This window comes from Tabrizicola fusiformis (genome assembly GCF_013328815.1).
In the GTDB taxonomy this organism is placed as follows: domain Bacteria; phylum Pseudomonadota; class Alphaproteobacteria; order Rhodobacterales; family Rhodobacteraceae; genus Fuscibacter.
This window is the reverse complement of sequence record NZ_JABUHN010000007.1, coordinates 249,268-266,635: the sequence shown is the minus strand read 5'-3', so window position 1 is coordinate 266,635 and position 17,368 is coordinate 249,268. Positions and strand designations below refer to the sequence as shown.

General features: G+C 63.9%; 21 protein-coding genes. 2 read left to right on the top strand and 19 right to left on the bottom strand.

Translation table 11 applies throughout. The features are described 5' to 3' along the window. Positions 1-58: 58 nt before the first annotated feature. From HS053_RS13425 to HS053_RS13395, 8 genes are read right to left on the bottom strand one after another with little or no spacing between them, the layout of a single operon-like run. Entirely contained in the window at positions 59-2,197 is a 2,139-nt protein-coding gene (locus HS053_RS13425; RefSeq protein ID WP_174211754.1) for a transposase domain-containing protein, read from the bottom strand. Beyond that, positions 2,194-2,541, bottom strand: a complete 348-nt coding sequence (locus HS053_RS13420) for a hypothetical protein (protein ID WP_174211753.1) — start codon at positions 2,539-2,541, stop codon at positions 2,194-2,196. The genes HS053_RS13425 and HS053_RS13420 overlap by 4 nt, the downstream gene beginning before the upstream one ends. Next, on the bottom strand, positions 2,538-3,413 hold the full coding sequence (locus HS053_RS13415; protein ID WP_174211752.1) for a ParB/RepB/Spo0J family partition protein: 876 nt from the start codon (positions 3,411-3,413) through the stop codon (positions 2,538-2,540). The genes HS053_RS13420 and HS053_RS13415 overlap by 4 nt, the downstream gene beginning before the upstream one ends. Next, positions 3,410-3,643, bottom strand: coding sequence for a hypothetical protein (locus HS053_RS13410; RefSeq protein WP_174211751.1), 234 nt, complete (start codon positions 3,641-3,643; stop codon positions 3,410-3,412). The genes HS053_RS13415 and HS053_RS13410 overlap by 4 nt, the downstream gene beginning before the upstream one ends. Beyond that, a complete protein-coding gene (locus HS053_RS13405) occupies positions 3,640-3,972 on the bottom strand; it encodes a hypothetical protein (RefSeq protein ID WP_174211750.1) in 333 nt (110 codons plus the stop codon). The genes HS053_RS13410 and HS053_RS13405 overlap by 4 nt, the downstream gene beginning before the upstream one ends. Beyond that, complete coding sequence (locus HS053_RS13400; protein ID WP_174211749.1) at positions 3,972-4,241, bottom strand: hypothetical protein; 270 nt, start codon at positions 4,239-4,241, stop codon at positions 3,972-3,974. Before HS053_RS13400 ends, HS053_RS13405 begins: the two co-directional genes overlap by 1 nt. Further along, entirely contained in the window at positions 4,238-4,363 is a 126-nt protein-coding gene (locus tag HS053_RS22530; RefSeq protein ID WP_277817062.1) for a hypothetical protein, read from the bottom strand. Before HS053_RS22530 ends, HS053_RS13400 begins: the two co-directional genes overlap by 4 nt. Next, entirely contained in the window at positions 4,360-4,611 is a 252-nt protein-coding gene (locus HS053_RS13395) for a hypothetical protein (RefSeq protein WP_174211748.1), read from the bottom strand. Before HS053_RS13395 ends, HS053_RS22530 begins: the two co-directional genes overlap by 4 nt. A gap of 86 nt (positions 4,612-4,697) precedes the next feature. On the opposite strand from HS053_RS13395, the gene HS053_RS13390 reads away from it, so the two are divergent. Continuing rightward, positions 4,698-5,354: a hypothetical protein gene (locus tag HS053_RS13390; RefSeq protein ID WP_174211747.1), complete on the top strand. Its 657-nt coding sequence runs from the start codon at positions 4,698-4,700 to the stop codon at positions 5,352-5,354. On the opposite strand, the gene HS053_RS13385 is transcribed toward HS053_RS13390, so the two are convergent. From HS053_RS13385 to HS053_RS13340, 10 genes are all read right to left on the bottom strand, one after another. Further along, a complete protein-coding gene (locus HS053_RS13385) occupies positions 5,355-5,651 on the bottom strand; it encodes a hypothetical protein (protein WP_174211746.1) in 297 nt (98 codons plus the stop codon). Between the two features lie 654 nt (positions 5,652-6,305). Further along, entirely contained in the window at positions 6,306-7,148 is an 843-nt protein-coding gene (locus HS053_RS13380; RefSeq protein ID WP_174211745.1) for a fumarylacetoacetate hydrolase family protein, read from the bottom strand. Between the two features lie 9 nt (positions 7,149-7,157). Further along, entirely contained in the window at positions 7,158-7,898 is a 741-nt protein-coding gene (locus HS053_RS13375) for an SDR family oxidoreductase (protein ID WP_174211744.1), read from the bottom strand. After that, complete coding sequence (locus tag HS053_RS13370) at positions 7,891-8,244, bottom strand: L-rhamnose mutarotase (RefSeq protein ID WP_347233328.1); 354 nt, start codon at positions 8,242-8,244, stop codon at positions 7,891-7,893. The genes HS053_RS13375 and HS053_RS13370 overlap by 8 nt, the downstream gene beginning before the upstream one ends. Continuing rightward, positions 8,220-9,725: a UxaA family hydrolase gene (locus HS053_RS13365; RefSeq protein WP_174211743.1), complete on the bottom strand. Its 1,506-nt coding sequence runs from the start codon at positions 9,723-9,725 to the stop codon at positions 8,220-8,222. The genes HS053_RS13370 and HS053_RS13365 overlap by 25 nt, the downstream gene beginning before the upstream one ends. Continuing rightward, positions 9,722-10,501: an L-fucose dehydrogenase gene (locus tag HS053_RS13360; protein WP_174211742.1), complete on the bottom strand. Its 780-nt coding sequence runs from the start codon at positions 10,499-10,501 to the stop codon at positions 9,722-9,724. Before HS053_RS13360 ends, HS053_RS13365 begins: the two co-directional genes overlap by 4 nt. A 74-nt stretch (positions 10,502-10,575) precedes the next feature. After that, positions 10,576-11,523, bottom strand: a complete 948-nt coding sequence (locus HS053_RS13355; RefSeq protein ID WP_174211741.1) for an ABC transporter substrate-binding protein — start codon at positions 11,521-11,523, stop codon at positions 10,576-10,578. A 61-nt stretch (positions 11,524-11,584) separates the two neighbouring features. Beyond that, on the bottom strand, positions 11,585-12,577 hold the full coding sequence (locus HS053_RS13350) for an ABC transporter permease (RefSeq protein ID WP_174211740.1): 993 nt from the start codon (positions 12,575-12,577) through the stop codon (positions 11,585-11,587). Further along, positions 12,574-14,109 carry a sugar ABC transporter ATP-binding protein gene (locus tag HS053_RS13345; protein WP_174211739.1) on the bottom strand — a complete coding sequence of 512 codons (1,536 nt, stop codon included), beginning with the start codon at positions 14,107-14,109 and terminating at the stop codon, positions 12,574-12,576. The genes HS053_RS13350 and HS053_RS13345 overlap by 4 nt, the downstream gene beginning before the upstream one ends. Then, positions 14,106-15,110, bottom strand: coding sequence for a zinc-binding alcohol dehydrogenase family protein (locus HS053_RS13340; protein WP_174211738.1), 1,005 nt, complete (start codon positions 15,108-15,110; stop codon positions 14,106-14,108). Before HS053_RS13340 ends, HS053_RS13345 begins: the two co-directional genes overlap by 4 nt. 108 nt (positions 15,111-15,218) lie before the next feature. Here HS053_RS13340 and HS053_RS13335 point away from each other — a divergent pair, with 108 nt between their 5' ends. Then, on the top strand, positions 15,219-16,121 hold the full coding sequence (locus HS053_RS13335) for a GntR family transcriptional regulator (protein ID WP_174211737.1): 903 nt from the start codon (positions 15,219-15,221) through the stop codon (positions 16,119-16,121). On the opposite strand, the gene HS053_RS13330 is transcribed toward HS053_RS13335, so the two are convergent. Next, positions 16,098-17,180: a mannitol dehydrogenase family protein gene (locus HS053_RS13330; RefSeq protein ID WP_174211736.1), complete on the bottom strand. Its 1,083-nt coding sequence runs from the start codon at positions 17,178-17,180 to the stop codon at positions 16,098-16,100. The two genes, HS053_RS13335 and HS053_RS13330, sit on opposite strands and share 24 nt — an antisense overlap. Between the last annotated feature and the right edge of the window lie 188 nt (positions 17,181-17,368).

Here is a 17,368-nt window from a genome sequence, read left to right as displayed (position 1 = left end):
TTATTCTCCTGTGCTCGTCACATGCTGGCGTGGGGTCTCGACCGCCCCTGCCAGCGCCTCATCCAAAAATCTCGTTGCCGAATTGATCCCAGAGCTGGCGCTCGGCCTTGCCGGGGGGCGAGGCCAGGAACATCGAGGCCCAGCGTTGCTGCTCCGGCGTCACCGCCTCACCGGCTTTCAGGGCGTTTTCGATCTGCAGGGCGCGCCGGAAACGCTCACGATCGGTTTCTTCGGCGGGCTTAGGCGCGCGTCGTGCAGCCAGATCGGCCACGACACGATCCTGAGCGCGCGAGAGTTCTTCAGCCGAGACCCCTGCGGGCTGGGTCGCGCGGGCGCCCTTTGCCTTTGCTGCCGGTTTGCCGAAGGTCGGGCGAACCACCTTGGCTTCCACCGGCGCGGGAGCAGGGGCGGCAATGCCCTCGATCGCCTGGCCGAGTTCCAGCGCAGACAGGCGGCGATGTGCAGCCAGCCGCTCCCGCTCTGCCTTAATCCATGCTGCGCGGGCGCGGGTATGGGTCCGTGCCTCGTCCATGTCGAAGAAGCCTGCCTTCTGACGCACCGGCGCATGGCCGAGATAACGGTTGTCGGCGCTGTAGACGTGGATGCCATCCCAGAACGCCGCAGGGTCAAAGCGGATGACCACGCGCTCCCCGGCGATCTCATGCATCCAGTCTGCCCAGAACTCATTGCGCTGGAACCAGACAGCACCGGTGTTGGTGTCAGCCCGCACGCCCTCAGCGCCCATCAGCCAGAACCGACGCTGCGCCTCGGTCGCCTTCTTGATCGGGCGCTGGGCATAGCTTTCGTCAAAGACTTCCGCAAAGGACCGGCCGAAGGCGACCTCCGACCTGCGGCCCTGCCGCGTGTTATGCTCTTCGATCTTCTCGGCGACGACCGTCAGGAACAAGTCGAGATCAACGGCGCGGCTGCCATAGTCTTCAGGCTGGCTGTCCACGCTGCGGCCCGTCCAGGCCCCGGCAAGGCGCGGATCACCAGGCACCGTCCGGGACAGGTCGAGCCACGCCCGTTCGATCGTCTTGGACTGGCCGGAGTAGGGCGTGGCCCAGTGGATCGCGCATCCCAGCTGCGTGAAGAGGCCGGGAATGTCGTCTTCCTTGACCTTGAAGCGATAGCGGGTGGAAGCGCCGCCGGTGATCGACTTGGCTGCGAACTCGCGCCCGTTGTCGAGCAGCACATGCTCCGGAATCCCCCATGTGCTGATCATGTCACCAGCGGCCAGCAGAACTGCCGTGCTGTTGGCGCTGACATCAACCCGCCATGACAGGATTCGGCCAGAGTGAATGTCCTGAAACGCGACCAGCTGGGGCCGCAGGATTTGCGGCTTCTCGCCGGGGGCGGAGGGCCAGCGCACAAAGACGTCAAACTTGTGAAAGTCGGCGTTCACCGCCTCCATTGCACCCAGCGCAGTCTTGTCGCGCACCTGAACCGGATACATCCGCTTCAGCGCGTCAATGCCCTCGCGCGCCAGAACCTGCATGGGTCTGGACACGGCGGCATCGAGCCTGCGCCGCATCGTTCGCTCAGGCAGGATCGCAAGGCCCCTCTTCTCAGCCACGCCGACAGCCAGACGATAGCTGTCTGTGAAACCATGCGGACCCGACCGCAAATAGTCGCTCTTGATCAGATCGAAGAACTCCGGATCGCAGTCCTTGGGCTTGCTGCCCCGCTGTTCAGCCGCACGGTTGCGGGGCGCGAGATAGGGCAGGCGGTCATCAGCGCGCACCCCTTCGATGAGGGCGAACCAACCCCAGATGGTGCGGGCCCCGATGACGCGGGCGGCGGCTATGGCGGCGATGGCCGCATGCTTGCCATCAGCCCGTTCCAGTGCCTCGACCTCCTGGATCACCGTCAGCCGATCCTGCGCCTTTTGCTGCACCGAGGCGGGCAGCTTTTCATACCAGGCCCAGACCTCGTCGCGGCTGCGCGGCCCGGCGGCGCGGGGCGGGGCGACATCTGACAGCAGCTTGCGCCGCGCCCGCGCCGGGAGCAGCCGCCAGCTGTATTCCCAGCCGCCACCCTTGCCCGCCCTGCGCCGTGCAAACGCCGCCTGACTGCGCCAGTCATTGGCGTCGATATGCAGGTTCACCCCCCGCTTGGTACCGGGCATGTCGGGGAGCGCCGCAGCGGCAATCTCCTCGGCTGTCCACCATTCCTGATCGGGGGCGAGGCGCGTCATGCGTCACCTCCGCCATCAAGCAGGTTCAAATAGGTCGGCTTCAGGTTCCCGCTGAACCTTTCGTTCGCGTGGCGCGCAAGGATGTAGTGCAGCAGGTCTGTTTCGGCTGCCAGGTCCATCAGCGGTCGCGACCGCTGAAGAAACGCCTGATACTCGCCGATGTGGATCAGTGCAGTTATCGTTTCGAAAAGGCACTCGACCTCGTGCGCAAACGCCTCAGCGCGATAGCACAACTCCCCTTCGCCGGGGCGTTCTGTTGCCCACAGAAAGGCCGCCCGCCCGATCTCCGATTTCAGACCGAACATGACATTCTGGTAGAGGATGGGCAGGTTTTTGGGGGTCATTTCCCGCCCGCCTTCCGCGCCGCCGCCACCTCATTCAGCAGGAGGCTCAGCACCCCGAAGTGCTCGTCCAGAAAGCGGCGCTTGGCAGCAACCGGCGCGCGGGTCCATGTCTTCGACAGGGCGGCAAACGCCTCTTCAACAGGGTCTTTAACGGGCACTTCAACGCCCCGCGCGCGGGCCTTCAGCCCCGAGAACGCCTCGGCGGCGGACTTGGCCTTGCCATCCGCGATGGCACCGACGATCTCCACCCGCTGATCCGGATCAGCCTTGGCGATCACCTGCAGATCGGCCAGCGAAACCGGCCGCGCCGACTGCCGCAGTTGCTCGACATGACCGGGCTTCAGCGCGGCTCCAGCGGCGATCAGGCGGCGGACATGACGGTCAGTCATGCCGAACTTTTCGGCGGTGGCGGTGGCAAAGCTAGCGACGGACATCATGTCCGTCGCTAGACTGCCGGTATGGCGATTACCCTTGAAGGCGAGTGCGCGCGTCTCCGGATGCAGCCGCTCATAGACTTCCTTGCGTGCGGCCAGAAACAGGGCCGTATCCAGCGGGTTCAGCTCGGCCCCGGCAAGGTTGTCGTCGATCTCCATCATCCGCGACCAGTCGTCGGTCACGTCGCCCCAGACCTTGGCCTCGATCTCGGTCCAGTCCAGCCGCTTGGCGGCTTCAAGACGGTGGCCGCCCGCGATCAGCACCAGCTGGCCGCCCTTCTTGCGCCGCACATGGATCGGGTCTTTCATCACCCCGACCTCACCGATCGAGGCGATGATGCTCTCCACCCCGGCGGCGCTGACCGGACGCAGCCGGTTGCGCGTGTCGATATCCGCCACCGGCACAAGGCCGGTCATCTGCAGGGTAGGGGCTTTCATTTCGGGGCAGGTGCTTTCGTCATGGTGTAAAAAAAGCGGCGTTCGTCGTTGATCACCTGCTGGGCGCAGGTGATCTCGGCGCCGTGGTGGCGTAACTCGGAGATGCAGGCATTCACCGCCATGACCCGCGCCCTGCGCACGATGTCCCGCGTCGTATGCGGCCGGCCATCGGCCAGCAGCGCCAACACGCGCTGCAGACGGGGCGAGGACAGGGCGGCGGCGCGGATCACGCAGACTTCCTCCGTCCGGTCATCGCGCCCATGCAGTAGGGGTTCGACATACCCTCGGCACTGCTGGCGCCGCGGCAGGGCTGGCACATCCGGTTGTGGAAGCCCTCGCTCAGGAAATCGTGGCCACACCGCAGGCAGGGCCTCACCCCGCGCTTGGCTTTCCGGTCGGCTTCTGCCTGCTTGGCATCCCGCAGGCGCTCGGCCCCGTCCTTCGACGTCGGCGCAGAACAGACCGCCCCCTGGGGATCGATCACGACATAGCACTTGATGCGCGGCAGCCAGCGGATCGAGAAAACAGGCTTGGGCTTCGGCACATGGACATTGGCCATCACGCACCGCCTTTCAGCGCGTGGATTTCGGCCTGCATCTCGGGGGCGGTCAGAAGGGCGATAAGCGCGTCAACCGCTTCCATTTCGGAGGCAAAGCGCTGATGAAGCTCGTGGTGGAACTCCTCATCAGCCTCGATTTCGCAAGCATCAAAGCGGGGGTTCAATGCATCACTTGCCGTGCGTTCGGCTTGGGCGATTTTGGCCCAATCCCGGGCTAACTGCATCCGCTCCGCGAGGTCAGCCGGTTTGAACAGGGTGGCGGCGGTCACTGCAGCACCCATCCGATAGCGAGCCACATCCACCCAAGAGCGAACAGGCTGACGGCGCCCAGAAGGTCGCCTAACCAGTGATCGTCGAGGGCGCGGGCGGCGCGCAAAATACGGGCCATCATGCGGCCTCCTTCTTGGTTTTGGGGGGGCGGGAAATGCTGGAAGGCCACTCGAGGTCGGCGGGCCAGTTTTGGTTGAACCACTCGAGTGCGAGGGCAGCAGTTTTAGTGCGGCAGTCCGCACCCGGACGGGAAAGCCGCTTGAAGAAATCACCTTTGCCGAACAGCCGCATTGAGATTGCGAAATGCGTCACGCCCTGATGGGCGGCCATCGCTTCCGAGAGGGTGAGGAGGGCGGATTTCGTGTCCATGGCCAGATATAGCCATAATGGGCCATAACCATCAAGCCCAAAATGGCTAATATTGTCGGATTAGCCATATTGGGCTAGAGAGACCTATGGACCCCGTTCTTGCAGTCATAGACCAAGCCCTTGCCCGCACCGGCCTAACGGATGCGGCGGCATCAAAGCTGGCGGTCGGAAACTACTCGCTTCTCAAGAACATGCGTGCCGATCGCGGCGAGGATAAACGCTATTCTTTTCAGTCCCTTCAAGCGCTTGCCCGTGTACTTGGCCTCGAATGCTACTTCGGACCGAGACGAGAACTGAGCGGGTTTTCCGAGACCGGCGAAGCACCTGAGCTATCTCGAGTCGATGGAATCCGGAACGGGTACATGCCTATTCCATGGCACCAAGAAGCCTTGCGGCGAGGTTCCGCCCCGGTTGCATTTCATGCGTCATGGCTCGCGTCTGAGGGGTTCTCACCCGAAGCTTTGACGGCAGTTATACCTACAAGGGTTGCATTTTCGTTATCGGAGGCGAAAAACACCGTTGCGATACTGGAAACAGATGCCCTGCAGAAGGGTGCTGGCGCCCTCTGGTGTTACCGCGATGGCACTGAACTTGGCATTAGCCGGGCGGCTTTTAGCGGTGAAGTAATCGTGCTGCTTCCGGGTGCCGAAGATGGTGAGGCAAGGATAGTAGACCGCAAATCGCCAGGCACCTTCAGGATGCTTGGCCGAGTGGTCTGGATTGGCCTGCTGCCGAAGCCCTGATCACGTTCGGCTACGCATTCTTTCGATGTCGGCAGCGATTTCGGTAGCCGAACGGGGCAGAGGGGAGGGGAGATTGGGCGGACTCTCCGCGGGTGAAGTCGTCGCGGCCGGTGAGAGGGCCGACCTGATGTCGCTCAGCAGTTCGACGATACGGGACATCCCAAGAAAGAAAACAGCTACGGCGCAGAGCTGGACGGCACCAACGATCATTACCACAGACTCGAGCGATATTGCCGTCAGCAACCCGATCGCCGAGAAGCCGAAGGCGACATAGGCGGCCATAATCAATGCTGGCATGTTTCTGCTCCGCTGGCTTTAGGCGCAGTCAACGAACTCGATTCCTATCCGCTGCACAAGTGATTTTCGCGGTACGGTTGCAGGATGTGGCCTGGCTATGCGGTGATCTATCGCAAGATCGCTTCCCAGTTTGAGGCCCGGATTTCTGCGGCCACGTCTAAGCTAACAGGATGATATTCTTTCACTATTCGCCTTCTGGGAAGTGATTTTCCGCAAAATCGCCCGACTTCCCAGTTCCGGGGCTACTTCCGGCGCCTGATCGAAGGTGCCTAAGGCCATATCAGGGCATTTAATCTCGCGTTTTCAGCCCTTTAAACGCCACCTTGCAGAACGCTCCACCTGAGGCGCCAGATGGGCCTACCGCCCCCGGAAACCCGCTTTTTAGCGTTTATGCAGGATTCTCCGCGCGCTCCCCAAGCCACCGCCACCGCCCGGCTAACCCCATGTTCTCGCACCACTTTTCAGATATTCCCACCTGTTCCCAGATATTCCCGCTTCTATGCAGACTCTCGTGTCAACGCACACCTGCACCCGCTACAGCGGCGCGTGCGGCAGCAAAGTGGCTCCGGGCAACGGGCCGCGCCGGGCAAAAGCAAAACCCGGCGCGATAGTCGCGCCGGGCCTTTTGCGAATCGGTTCGGCCATGGGATGGGGTCAGTCGGCGATCACATCCTGACGCTGCTGGCCAAGGCCCGCGATGCCCAGTTCCACCACATCGCCTGCTTTCAGGAAGCGCGGCGGCTTTTGCCCCAGACCCACTCCGGGCGGGGTGCCGGTGGAAATCACGTCACCGGGGTGCAGCGTCATGAACTGCGACAGATAGCTGACCAGATGCGCCACCCCGTAAACCATTGTGGTGGTCGAGCCGTCCTGCTGTTTGGCGCCGTTCACCGTCAGCCACATCGACAGGGCCTGCGGGTCGGCCACCTCGTCGCGCGTCACCAGCCAGGGGCCAAGCTGGCCGAAGTTGTCGCAGCTTTTGCCCTTGGTCCACTGGCCGGCGCGTTCTGCCTGAAACGACCGCTCAGAGACGTCATTGGCCACCGCATAGCCTGCGACATGGGCCAGCGCCTGATCCTCGGTCACATATTTCGCCTTGGTGCCAATGATGACGGCCAGTTCCACTTCCCAGTCGGTCTTGACCGAACCGCGGGGAATGATGATCGGGTCGTTCGGGCCGCAGATGGCAGAGGTGGCCTTCATGAAGATCACCGGCTCGGGCGGAACGGCGTGGCCGCTTTCGGCGGCGTGGTCGGCATAGTTCAGACCGATGCAGATGAACTTGCCGGTTCCAGCCACGCAGGGGCCAAGCCGGGTATCTGCCGCCACAACGGGCAGGCTGGCCGGGTCGATGCCGCGCAGCATGGCGATCCCGGCATCCGACAGCACGCCGCCACCGATATCGGCCACCAGCCCCGACAGGTCGCGGATGGTTCCGTCCTCATGCAGCAAACCGGGCTTTTCGGCCCCCGAAGGGCCGTGACGCAGAAGTTTCATCGCAATTCCTCAGATATTGGACCAGCCGCCGTCGATCACATGCGCGACGCCGGTGGTATAGGACGATTCGTCCGACGCGAGATAGACCACAAGTGCGGCAATCTCGTCGGCGCGGCCGATGCGGCCGATGGGCTGGCGCGCGACAAAGGCCCGGCGGGCTGCCTCGTAATCGCCGGTGGCGCGCAGCCGGTCTTCCAGCGACGGGCTTTCCACCGTGCCGGGGCAGATCGCGTTACAGCGGATGCCGCGCAGGATGAAATCGGCGGCGATGGATTTGGTCAGCCCGATCACCCCGGCCTTGGTCGCGCCGTAGACAAAGCGGTTCGGCGCCGCGATGACCGAAGAGGCGACCGAAGCCATGTTGATGATAGACCCACCACCCCGCTCCAGCATCCCGGGCAGGAAGGCGCGGCACATGCGGAACATCGCCGTCATGTTCAGATCAAGGCTGAAGGCCCACTGATCCTCGTCACAGTCCAGAATGGTGCCGTTGGCGACAAAGCCCGCGCAGTTGAACAGCACATCCACCGGCCCCGCCGCTGCCACGGCATCGGCGATGCTTGCCGGGTCGCGCACGTTCAGCAGGCGGGTCTCCACCCCCTCGGCGGCAAGGCTTTCCAGCGTCGCGGCATTCACATCGGTTGCCAGCACCGATGCACCTTCGCGGGCCATGGCAAGGGCACTTGCCCGGCCAATCCCCTGTCCCGCCGCCGTCACCAGCGCGCGCTTGCCCTTCAACCTGTCAGTCATGGTGAAACACCTCTTCCATCATTGCCCACCAATCGCCCGGGGCCCGGCTGTCCAGCGGAACCTGACACGGATCGGTCAGCGCCCACCAGTCCTTCGTCACCGGATCGGCGGCAATCGCGGCCATGTCTGCGGCGAAATCGCTGCCGTGATATTCCCAGGTGCCGAACAGGATATTCTCCGGCTCGCGCAGGAAAATCGTGTAGTTGCGGATGTTCGAGGCGGAAATCCGTGCCAGAACGTCCGGCCATACGGCTGCGTGCAGCACCTTGTATTCCGTGATCTTTTCGGGCCGCAGCCCGATCATCATTCCCATGCGCTGCATCACATCACCGCCCCGATCTGCCACGGCACAAATTCGGCGCCGCCGAACCCCAGCCCTTCCGATTTCGTGATTTCGCCCGAGGCGACGCGGATGAACAACTCAAACATCTCGCGGCCCTTCTCCTCAAGCGTGACGCCTTCCAGAATGTCGCCGGTGTTCAGGTCCATATCCTCGGCCATCTTGGTGAACATCTCGGAATTGGTGGCGACCTTGATGCAGGGAACCGGCTTATACCCCGAAACCGACCCGCGCCCGGTGGTGAAGACGATCAGATTGGCCCCCGAAGCCACTTGGCCCGTGACCGAGCAGGGATCGTATCCGGGGCTGTCCATGAAGACAAAACCCTTGGTGTCGATCGGTTCGGCGAAGAGATAGACGCCCGACAGCGGCGCAGAGCCACCCTTGGCCACGGCGCCCAGCGACTTCTCAAGGATCGTGGTCAGCCCGCCGCGCTTGTTACCGGGGCTGGGGTTGTTGTTCATCTCACCCTTGTTGCGGGCGGTGTAATCCTCCCACCAGCGGATGCGGCCGAGCAGTTTCTCGCCTACCTCGGGGCTGATGGCGCGACGGGTCAAGAGATGTTCCGCACCGTAGATTTCCGAGGTTTCCGACAAGATCGTGGTGCCGCCATGCGCCACCAACAGATCCGAGGCCACGCCAAGCGCCGGGTTGGCCGTAATCCCCGAATAGCCGTCCGATCCACCGCATTGCATCCCGATCACCAGTTCGGAAACCGGCACCGGCTCGCGCCGGCAGGTCTCGGCCACCGCGGCCAGTTCACGCAGGGCGGCCACGCCACGCTCAACTGTGCGCCGGGTGCCGCCTTCGTCCTGAATGGTCATATGCTGAAACTGGCCATCGGCGCGCAGCCGCGCCTTGCCGATCAGCGCGGGAATCTGCATCACCTCGCACCCCAGACCCACCAGCAGGATGCCGGCGAAATTGGGATTTTTCGCATAGCCTTGCAGGGTGCGGAACAGGGTTTGATAGCCCTCATTGTCCCCTGCCATGCCGCAGCCGGAAGAATGCGCAATCGGCACGATGCCATCGACGTTCTTCAATGCGCGGAACCAGTCGGTCTTTTCCGCCTCTTCCGCGATGAAACGCGCGACCGAGCCGGAACAGTTGACCGAGGTCAGCACGCCCAGATAATTCCGCGTCCCCGCCCGGCCATCGGCGCGGCGATAGCCCTGAAAGGTGCGGGGCGGCTGCGACGGCAGGGCGCGCAGATCGGCGCCGAAGTCATGCTCCAGCGCATGGGCCGACATGCCAAGGTTCTGCACATGCACATGGGCGCCGGGGGCGATAGGCTGGCTGGCCTGCCCGATGATCTGGCCATAGCGTCGCACGGCGGCCCCTTCGGCAAGGGCATGGCGGGCGAATTTGTGGCCGCGCGGCACTGCCGACAGCAGGACGACGCCCGCCACTTCGGCGCCCGCAGGAAGATCGGCCAGCGCAATCGCCACATCATCTTCTGGCGACAGGATGATGTGATCGGGTTTCATTTGCCCACCCCGGCAAGCGCGCGGTCCAGATGGGTATAGCCGCCATCGACAAACAGCCACTGGCCCGTCAGATGCCGCGCCTTGTCTGAAAGGGCAAAGACTGTCATCGCGGCAATCTCGGCGGCATCGGTCATCCGCTGTTGCAGCGGAATGCGGGCGGTGATTTCGGCCAGTTTCGCGGCAGGGTCGTCAAAGGTTTTGATCCAGCGTTCGTAAAGCGGCGTCATCACCTCGGCCGGAATGACCGCGTTCACCCGCACGCCATCCGGTGCAAAGGCAGCCGCCCATTCCCGCGTCAGCCCCAGTTGTGCCGCCTTTGCCGCCACATAGGCCGAGGTGTTGCCCTGTCCAGTTACGGCGGTTTTCGAACTGATGTTCACAATCGCGCCCGAGGCCGCCTTGATGTCATCGGCCAAGAGGTGAACCAGCGTGTAATAATGGATCAGATTGCGCTCGAGAGAGGCGCGAAAGGCTGCCGGCCCCGCCTCGATCCCTACGCCGTCATTGACGCCCGCGTTGTTGACCAGCCCGTAGACCGCGCCGAACCGGGCCCGCGCCTCGTCCACCGCCGCGCGGCACTGTTCGTCGTCGGACAGCTCCACCTGCACCCAACCCGCCTTGGGGCCAAGCCCGGCCAGCCAGCCAGCCTCCGGTGCGCGGCGGGCAAAGATCACCGGCACCGCGCCCTCGGCGGCCAGAAGTTCCGAAATCGCGCCGCCGATGCCCGCGGCACCCCCCGTTACGATCACCACCTTGCCCGTCAGCCCCAGTTCCATCGCAGCCTTCCTTGGTCAAAGAACCGGCCCCGGCACCCCGGGACCGGCTGGTTTCAAATCAGATCAGTCCAGGATCAGTCGTAGAGAACCGCCGCGATTTCCGGCGCGTCGATGTTGGTCTTGTCATACCACGCAAAGCCCGAGTCGATGGTGGCGGGCAGCGTTTCGCCCTTAACCGCGGCAATGGCCGCCTTGACGGTTTCATAGCCGATGCCGACCGGGTTCTGGGTGATGGCGCCTGCCATTTCACCGGCGCGGATCGCGTCCTTTTGCAGCTTGCCCGAGTCATAGCCGATCACCACAACGCCGGTGGTCCCGGTTTCCTTGACCGCATTCAGCACCCCGATGGCCGAGCCTTCGTTGGCACCGAAGATGCCCTTGATATCGGGATGGGCGGTCAGGATTGCCTTGGTGATCTCGGTCGATTGCAACTGGTCGCCAGCGCCATACTGGATATCGACGATCTCGATATTCGGATAGGCTTCCTTGACGCGGTTCACAAAGCCGTCGCGGCGGTCGATCCCGGTGCGCGAGGTCTGGTCATGCACCACCAGCGCCACCTTGCCCGCGCCACCGATCAGCTCCGCCATCTTGTCGGCGGCGAGTGCTGCGGCGGCAACGTTGTTGGTGGTCACGGTCGTCGCGGGAATGTCGCTGTCTACGCCCGAGTCGAACGCAATCACCGGAATGCCGGCCTCTTGCGCCTGTTTCAACAGCGGGGTTGCCGCCTGGCTGTCCAGCGCGGCAAAGCCGATGGCGGCGGGTTTCTTCGCCAGCGCGGCGGCCAGCATGTCCATCTGCTTGTCAACCTGCGCTTCGGTGTCGGGGCCTTCGAAGGTGACTTCCACCCCGAATTCTGCCGCGGCCTTGTCGGCGCCTGCCTTCACCGCCTGCCAGAACTGGTGCTGGAAGCCTTTGGAAATCAGCGGGATGTAAAGCTTGTCCTGCGCCAGCGCCATGCCGCTGGTGGCAAGAAGGGAACCGGCAGTCAGCGCGGCCATAAGGGTTCTTCTGGTCAGCATCTTGATCTCCTCCAGGTTGGGATGCGTGATGATTTTCGGAACGTTGTCCGTTCTCTCTCGCTTAACCGGCACGGCGCCGGCGAAGCATGTCTGCGTAAACGGCGGCGATGATGATGACGCCCGTCACCACGGTCTGCCATTCCTGTGCCACCGACAGGATGCGCAGCCCGTTCAGCAGGACCGACATGATGAGCGCGCCGATGATCGTGCCCAGGATCGAACCCCGCCCACCGGCCAGCGAGGTGCCCCCGATCACCACGGCGGCAATCGCGTCCAGCTCATAACCCAGCCCCAGTGCCGGTTGGGCCGAGTTCAGGCGGCTGGCGATCAGCAGCCCGGCAATGCCGCAGATGCCGCCTGCCAGCGCGTAAATCGCCACCTTCCAGCCATCGGCATTGACCCCCGACAGCCGCACCGCCTCTTCATTGGACCCCAGCGCAAAGCAATAGCGCCCCAGCGTCGTGCGGGTCAGCACCCAGGAAATGGCCAGCGCCAGCAGGAACAGGATCACCACCCCGTTGGGCACCGGCAACCCCGGCACCACGGCGCCAATCAGCGAGCCAGTGGAAAGCTGCGGAAAGCTGGGTGTATCGTTGAAATAGATCGGCTTAGTGCCGGAAATCACCAGCGACAGCCCTTTCAGGATCAGCATCATCCCCAGCGTGGCGATGAAGGGCGGAATCTTCATCCGCGCGATGAGCGAGCCGGAGATGAAGCCGCAACCCGCCCCCGCTGCGATGGCTGCGACAATCCCGAAGGGCATCGCAAGCCCCCAGAAGGTCAGCACCACCCCGGCAATCACGGCGGTAAAGGTCATCAGCGTGCCGACCGACAGGTCGATCCCGCCGGTGATGATCACCAGCGTCGCGGCAATGGCCAGCACACCGTTCACGCTGGTCGCCTGCAGGATCGCCAGAATATTGGCGGTTTGCAGGAAATTCGGCGAGGCGAGCGAGAAGAACACCAAAAGCACGATCAGGCTGGCAAAGGCGAGGATCTTCTGTTGCGCGCCTCCGGCCAGAAGGCGGGGCTTGGCGGCGGGAAGGGCGGTCATGCGGATGCTCCTTGACGGGCCATATCTTGGGGGGCGGGGTCGCGCTGGGTGGCCAGACGCATGATGTCGTGCTGGCTGGTGCCGGGGCCGCCGGGCAGGATGCCGGTCAGCCGCCCCTCGCACATCACGGCGATGCGGTGCGACAGTCGCAAAACCTCGGGCAGTTCCGAGGAGATGACGATGATCGCCTTGCCCGCTTCGGCCAGGCTTTGCAGCAGGCGGTAAATCTCGGCCTTGGCGCCCACGTCGATGCCGCGCGTCGGCTCGTCAAAGATCAGAATGTCACAATCCCGCAGAAGCCATTTGGCAATGACCACCTTTTGCTGATTGCCGCCTGACAAGAGGCGCACCTCCTGCTTGTCCGAAGGGGTGCGGATGGCAAGGCTGGCGATGTAATCGGCGGCCACCTTGGCCAGCGCCGGCTCATCCACCCGTCCGAAGCGGTCGGAAAACCGTTCCAGCGAGGTCAGGGCGATGTTGCCGCGCACGTCGATTCCCAGCGCCAGCCCGAAATGCTTGCGGTCTTCCGACAGATAGCCGATGCCCGCCGCCACAGCATCGCGCGGGCTGCGGATGGCGCGGGGCTGGCCACGCACGACGATCTCACCGCTTTCGCGCGGGTCGGCGCCAAAAATCACCCGGGCCACCTCGGTTCGCCCAGCCCCCATCAGCCCGGCAAAGCCCAGAATTTCGCCCCGGCGCAGGGTAAAGCCGACATCGCGCACCATGCGGCCCCGGGTCAGGCCCCGCACCTCAAGCGCCACCGGGGCGGCGGACAGGTCGGGGATCACCGCGGCACTCTGGTCAAGCTCGCGCCCCACCATCATGGCGATGATGGTTTCAATCGGGGTATCGGCGGCGGCCACAGTGCCCACATAGGCGCCGTCGCGCATCACCGTCACCCGGTCGGAAATCCGGCGGATTTCGTCCATCTTGTGGCTGATATAGACCACCGCCACGCCTTCGGATTTCAGGCGGCGGATGATGGCGAACAACTCATCCGTTTCCGCCTCGTTCAGGGCGGCGGTGGGTTCGTCCATGATCAGAATACGCGACCGGAAGGACAGCGCCTTGGCGATTTCCACCATCTGCTGTTTTGCAATGGTCAGGCGCCGCACTTCTGCCCGCGGATCAAGCGGCACCTTCATCTGGGCAAAGATCGCTTCCGCATCGCGGTTGATCTGCGCTTCGTCCAGCACGCCCCAGCGGCTGCGCGGTTCACGCCCGATGAAGATGTTCTGCGCCACGGTCAGATCGGGCATCAACGCCAGTTCCTGATGGATGATGCCGATGCCCAGCGCCTGTGCCGCCCGTGGCCCGGCAATGCGCACTTCGGCACCGTTCACATGGATGCTGCCGCCATCGGGGGCATAAATGCCCGACAGAATCTTCATCAGCGTGGATTTGCCCGCGCCGTTTTCGCCCATCAGCGCGTGAACCTCGCCCGCGCGCAGGTCGAACTGCGCCGAACGCAGGGCGTGAACCCCCGGAAAGCGTTTCTCGATGGCCGTCATGCGGATGACTTCGGTCATGCGGCGCCCTCCAACGTGACGATGGCCTTGATCAGCCGCCCGCGATCCGCCGCAAGCTCTGGCAGCCGGGCGGGCAGATCGGCCAGCGCGATGCGCTCTGAAAGCAGCGCCCCCGCCTGCACCGCGCCTGACCGCAGCGCCGCCATCACCGTTTCAAAATCTTCGGCCGTGGCATTGCGTGACCCGATCAGCCGCGCCTCGCGTTTGTGAAACTCGGGGTCAGAGAAGGTGATGCGGTCCTGCACCACGGAAATCAGCACATAAGAGCCGCCGTGGCCGACATGGGCAAAGCCTGCCTCCATCGCCGCCGCATGGCCGGTGGCGTCAAACACCACGTCGAACCCTTCGGCATGGTCGGGGCCGATGGACGAATGCAGATGCGCAAAGCCAAGGGCGCCCGCCTGCTCCAGCCGCGCCGGGGTGGTGTCCAGAAGATGCACCTCGGCGCCGCGCGCCTTGGCGAATAGCGCCGCGCCAAGGCCGATGGGCCCGGCGCCGGTGACCAGAACCTTGTCACCTGCCATCACTTCGCCCCGGCGCACGGCATGGGCGCCGATGGCCAGAAACTCCACCATCGCCGCTGCCTCGGGGGGCAGGTCGCCCGCCGGATAGAGATTGGCCGAAGGCACTGCGATGCGGGCGCAGATGCCGCCGTCGCGGTGAACGCCCAGCACCTCGATCCGGGTGCAGCAATTCGGTTTGCCACGCAGGCAGGCCCGGCAGGCCCCGCAAGAGACGTAAGGGTTGATCACCACCGCCACGCCCGCCGCCCAGCCCGGCGCCGCCTTGGCCACCCGCCCGGCAAGCTCATGCCCGATGACGCGGGGATAGTTCAGATAGGGGTGCTTGCCTTCGTAGATGTGATAGTCGGTGCCGCAGATACCCGCCGCAGTGATATCGACCAGCACCCAGCCATCCGGTGCCGATTGCGGCACGGGCGCCGCCACAAGTTCAAATCGACCCGGCGCAATGCAGGTGCCGCAGAGCATCATCTCGGCCATTCCGGCGCCTCCCCGCGCTTTCGGGCTTTTATCATAAAGAACACTAGACGGCGTTTGCGGCGGGTGTAAACTGTTTTTAATCGGATCAATACAAAAGAACAGGATGCCATGGCCCGGACCGATGCCCGCTTTCGTGCCGCCTATAATCAGACGCTGGATCAAATGGTTGGTCTGTCTCCGGGGGATGACCTGCCGTCCGAGCTGAAGCTGGCTGAGGTGCTGAAGGTCAGCCGGACCGTGGTGCGCGCCGTGCTGAAGCGGCTGTCCGAGGCGGGAATCATCGGGCTGGACGGGCGCAGCAAACCCCTGCTGCGTGCGGCGACCGAGACTGACCGTCTGCCCGAGCGCGAGGATTATATCTCGCTGCGGGAATTGGAGGGCAGGTTCCTTGACTGGGTGCTGCGGTTTGATGTGCCCGCCGATACGCCGCTGAACGTGGCGCAACTGGCCAAGCAGTTCTCGGTCCCGCCGCATCTGCTGCAAGAATTTCTGGCCAGCCTTGGCCATTTCGGGCTGGTCGAGCGGCGGCCACGCGGCGGTTGGCGGCTGTTGGGGTTCACCGCCGACTATGCGGTTGAGCTGTCCGAGTTCCGCACCCTGCTTGAGGTGAATGCGGCCCGTACCGTAACGCGCCTGCCCGAAACCCACCCGGTCTGGGCCGCCATCGACGCGCTGGACCGCGAGCATGTGCAGCTTCTGGCGCGGATCGACACCGATTTCCGCGATTTCTCACGGCTGGACGAAACCTTTCATGGCACGATCAATGCTGTGGTGAAGAACCGTTTCGTGACCGATTTCCAGAAGGTGATCTCGCTGATTTTCCACTACCATTATCAATGGGACAAACAGCTTGAGCGCGACCGCAACAAGGCGGCCATCGGCGAACATCGCCGGATCATTGCCGCAATGCGCTCGCGCGATGCCGATGCCGCGCAGGCGGCGGTGCAGGCGCATCTGGCGACATCGAAGGAAACGCTGATCGCCTCGTTACGGGTCAACCATCTGGGCTAGGGCGCGCAGTTGCGGGCCGTCGCTGCCCGACCAGTGCAGGAAGGCGCCGATCCGGCGGCGGATCTTTTCGGCATGGTTCTGGGCGATGTCGGTCAGCCGGTGGTCAAGGAACGGGTTGGCAAAACGGTCCAGCGTGGTCCGGACATAGGCCGGCGCTTCGGCAAAGCCACGGGCGGCGAAACCGGGCAGAACCTCGTCCGTATAAAGCGCCTCAAGCCGGGCGCGGATCGCCGGATCGGCCATCACTTCACGCACAAAGGTTTCCGCGCTGCCCCGCGCCTGCCAGTCGGCCACCAGCCAAGTATGGCCAAGGTTGAGGATATGCAGCTTGAGCTTTTCGGTCCGGTCAAGATCGGCCACCACCTGCAACGCCGGGTGGCGGCAAGGCAGGATCAGACCGGGGCAATCCTCGATCGCCCAAAGTGCATAGGGTTCTGCCACCGCCCCGGCAGGCTCCAGCGGGGCAGAAACGATCCGGTCCACCAGCGCGTTGACGAAACGCACTTCACGTGCAATCCACTCTGCCAGCGCCGGATCAAGGGCCGTGGCCAGTTCCAGCACCCGCGCGCGCAAGGTGTCGCCGTTGCGGGCCACCAACTCGGTCGGCATCACCTGCAACGGGCGGCCCCCGGCGGCGTGGCGGGCGCGCAGCAGATGGGTCAGCTTGGCGGGATAGGACATCGCCTGATCGAACGTCACACCATCATCGGCAGGCTGCGGCACCCAGCCGGAGTCCGAGGTGTTGGACAGGATGATCTCTGCCTCCTCCACGGCGATGCGGCAGATTTCCGGCCAATCTGACGCCGTGGTCAGCGCCCGGCGGACCGAGGTGACGCGGGTTTCGAAGGAAACGGCCTGCCCGTCGGCGATGCCCTGCACCCGCACCGGAAAGCCTTCGGGAGCGGCCAGCGCTGCGAGCCGCCCGCGCCGCCCGGCATCGCCCGAAGATTGCACCACCGTCACCGGACCAATCGCGTCGGGCCCTTCGGACAGGAACAGATCGGCATGGGCCTGAAGAAACCGGCTGGTGCCGAATTGCAGGATGGGGGTGATCGGCATGGCGCTCTCCAGCTTGAAATGTTTTTAATCATTATGCACATTCAGTCAAGCCGGGCGCGCGTGCGAGACCCCAAGGGCCGATACGGTCGAAATTCGACATCTGGCGGGCGTTTTTGTCCGCCATGGGGTTGAAATCCTGATCAATTCGCTTTCATTTGGGGCATCGGCTCCCCCCATGGAAACATGCG

What these genes read in the sequence shown, in the direction of transcription:
- HS053_RS13380 (WP_174211745.1), bottom strand. Translation starts at nt 7,148, where the DNA reads ATGAAACTTCTGCGTCACGGCCCTTCGGGGGCCGAAAAGCCCGGTTTG.
- HS053_RS13365 (WP_174211743.1), bottom strand. Translation starts at nt 9,725, where the DNA reads ATGAAACCCGATCACATCATCCTGTCGCCAGAAGATGATGTGGCGATT.
- HS053_RS13385 (WP_174211746.1), bottom strand. Translation starts at nt 5,651, where the DNA reads ATGCCAGCATTGATTATGGCCGCCTATGTCGCCTTCGGCTTCTCGGCG.
- HS053_RS13350 (WP_174211740.1), bottom strand. Translation starts at nt 12,577, where the DNA reads ATGACCGCCCTTCCCGCCGCCAAGCCCCGCCTTCTGGCCGGAGGCGCG.
- HS053_RS13425 (WP_174211754.1), bottom strand. Translation starts at nt 2,197, where the DNA reads ATGACGCGCCTCGCCCCCGATCAGGAATGGTGGACAGCCGAGGAGATT.
- HS053_RS13420 (WP_174211753.1), bottom strand. Translation starts at nt 2,541, where the DNA reads ATGACCCCCAAAAACCTGCCCATCCTCTACCAGAATGTCATGTTCGGT.
- HS053_RS13415 (WP_174211752.1), bottom strand. Translation starts at nt 3,413, where the DNA reads ATGAAAGCCCCTACCCTGCAGATGACCGGCCTTGTGCCGGTGGCGGAT.
- HS053_RS13355 (WP_174211741.1), bottom strand. Translation starts at nt 11,523, where the DNA reads ATGCTGACCAGAAGAACCCTTATGGCCGCGCTGACTGCCGGTTCCCTT.
- HS053_RS13390 (WP_174211747.1), top strand. Translation starts at nt 4,698, where the DNA reads ATGGACCCCGTTCTTGCAGTCATAGACCAAGCCCTTGCCCGCACCGGC.
- HS053_RS13360 (WP_174211742.1), bottom strand. Translation starts at nt 10,501, where the DNA reads ATGGAACTGGGGCTGACGGGCAAGGTGGTGATCGTAACGGGGGGTGCC.
- HS053_RS13345 (WP_174211739.1), bottom strand. Translation starts at nt 14,109, where the DNA reads ATGACCGAAGTCATCCGCATGACGGCCATCGAGAAACGCTTTCCGGGG.
- HS053_RS13335 (WP_174211737.1), top strand. Translation starts at nt 15,219, where the DNA reads ATGGCCCGGACCGATGCCCGCTTTCGTGCCGCCTATAATCAGACGCTG.
- HS053_RS13375 (WP_174211744.1), bottom strand. Translation starts at nt 7,898, where the DNA reads ATGACTGACAGGTTGAAGGGCAAGCGCGCGCTGGTGACGGCGGCGGGA.
- HS053_RS22530 (WP_277817062.1), bottom strand. Translation starts at nt 4,363, where the DNA reads ATGATGGCCCGTATTTTGCGCGCCGCCCGCGCCCTCGACGATCACTGG.
- HS053_RS13340 (WP_174211738.1), bottom strand. Translation starts at nt 15,110, where the DNA reads ATGGCCGAGATGATGCTCTGCGGCACCTGCATTGCGCCGGGTCGATTT.
- HS053_RS13405 (WP_174211750.1), bottom strand. Translation starts at nt 3,972, where the DNA reads ATGGCCAATGTCCATGTGCCGAAGCCCAAGCCTGTTTTCTCGATCCGC.
- HS053_RS13395 (WP_174211748.1), bottom strand. Translation starts at nt 4,611, where the DNA reads ATGGACACGAAATCCGCCCTCCTCACCCTCTCGGAAGCGATGGCCGCC.
- HS053_RS13330 (WP_174211736.1), bottom strand. Translation starts at nt 17,180, where the DNA reads ATGCCGATCACCCCCATCCTGCAATTCGGCACCAGCCGGTTTCTTCAG.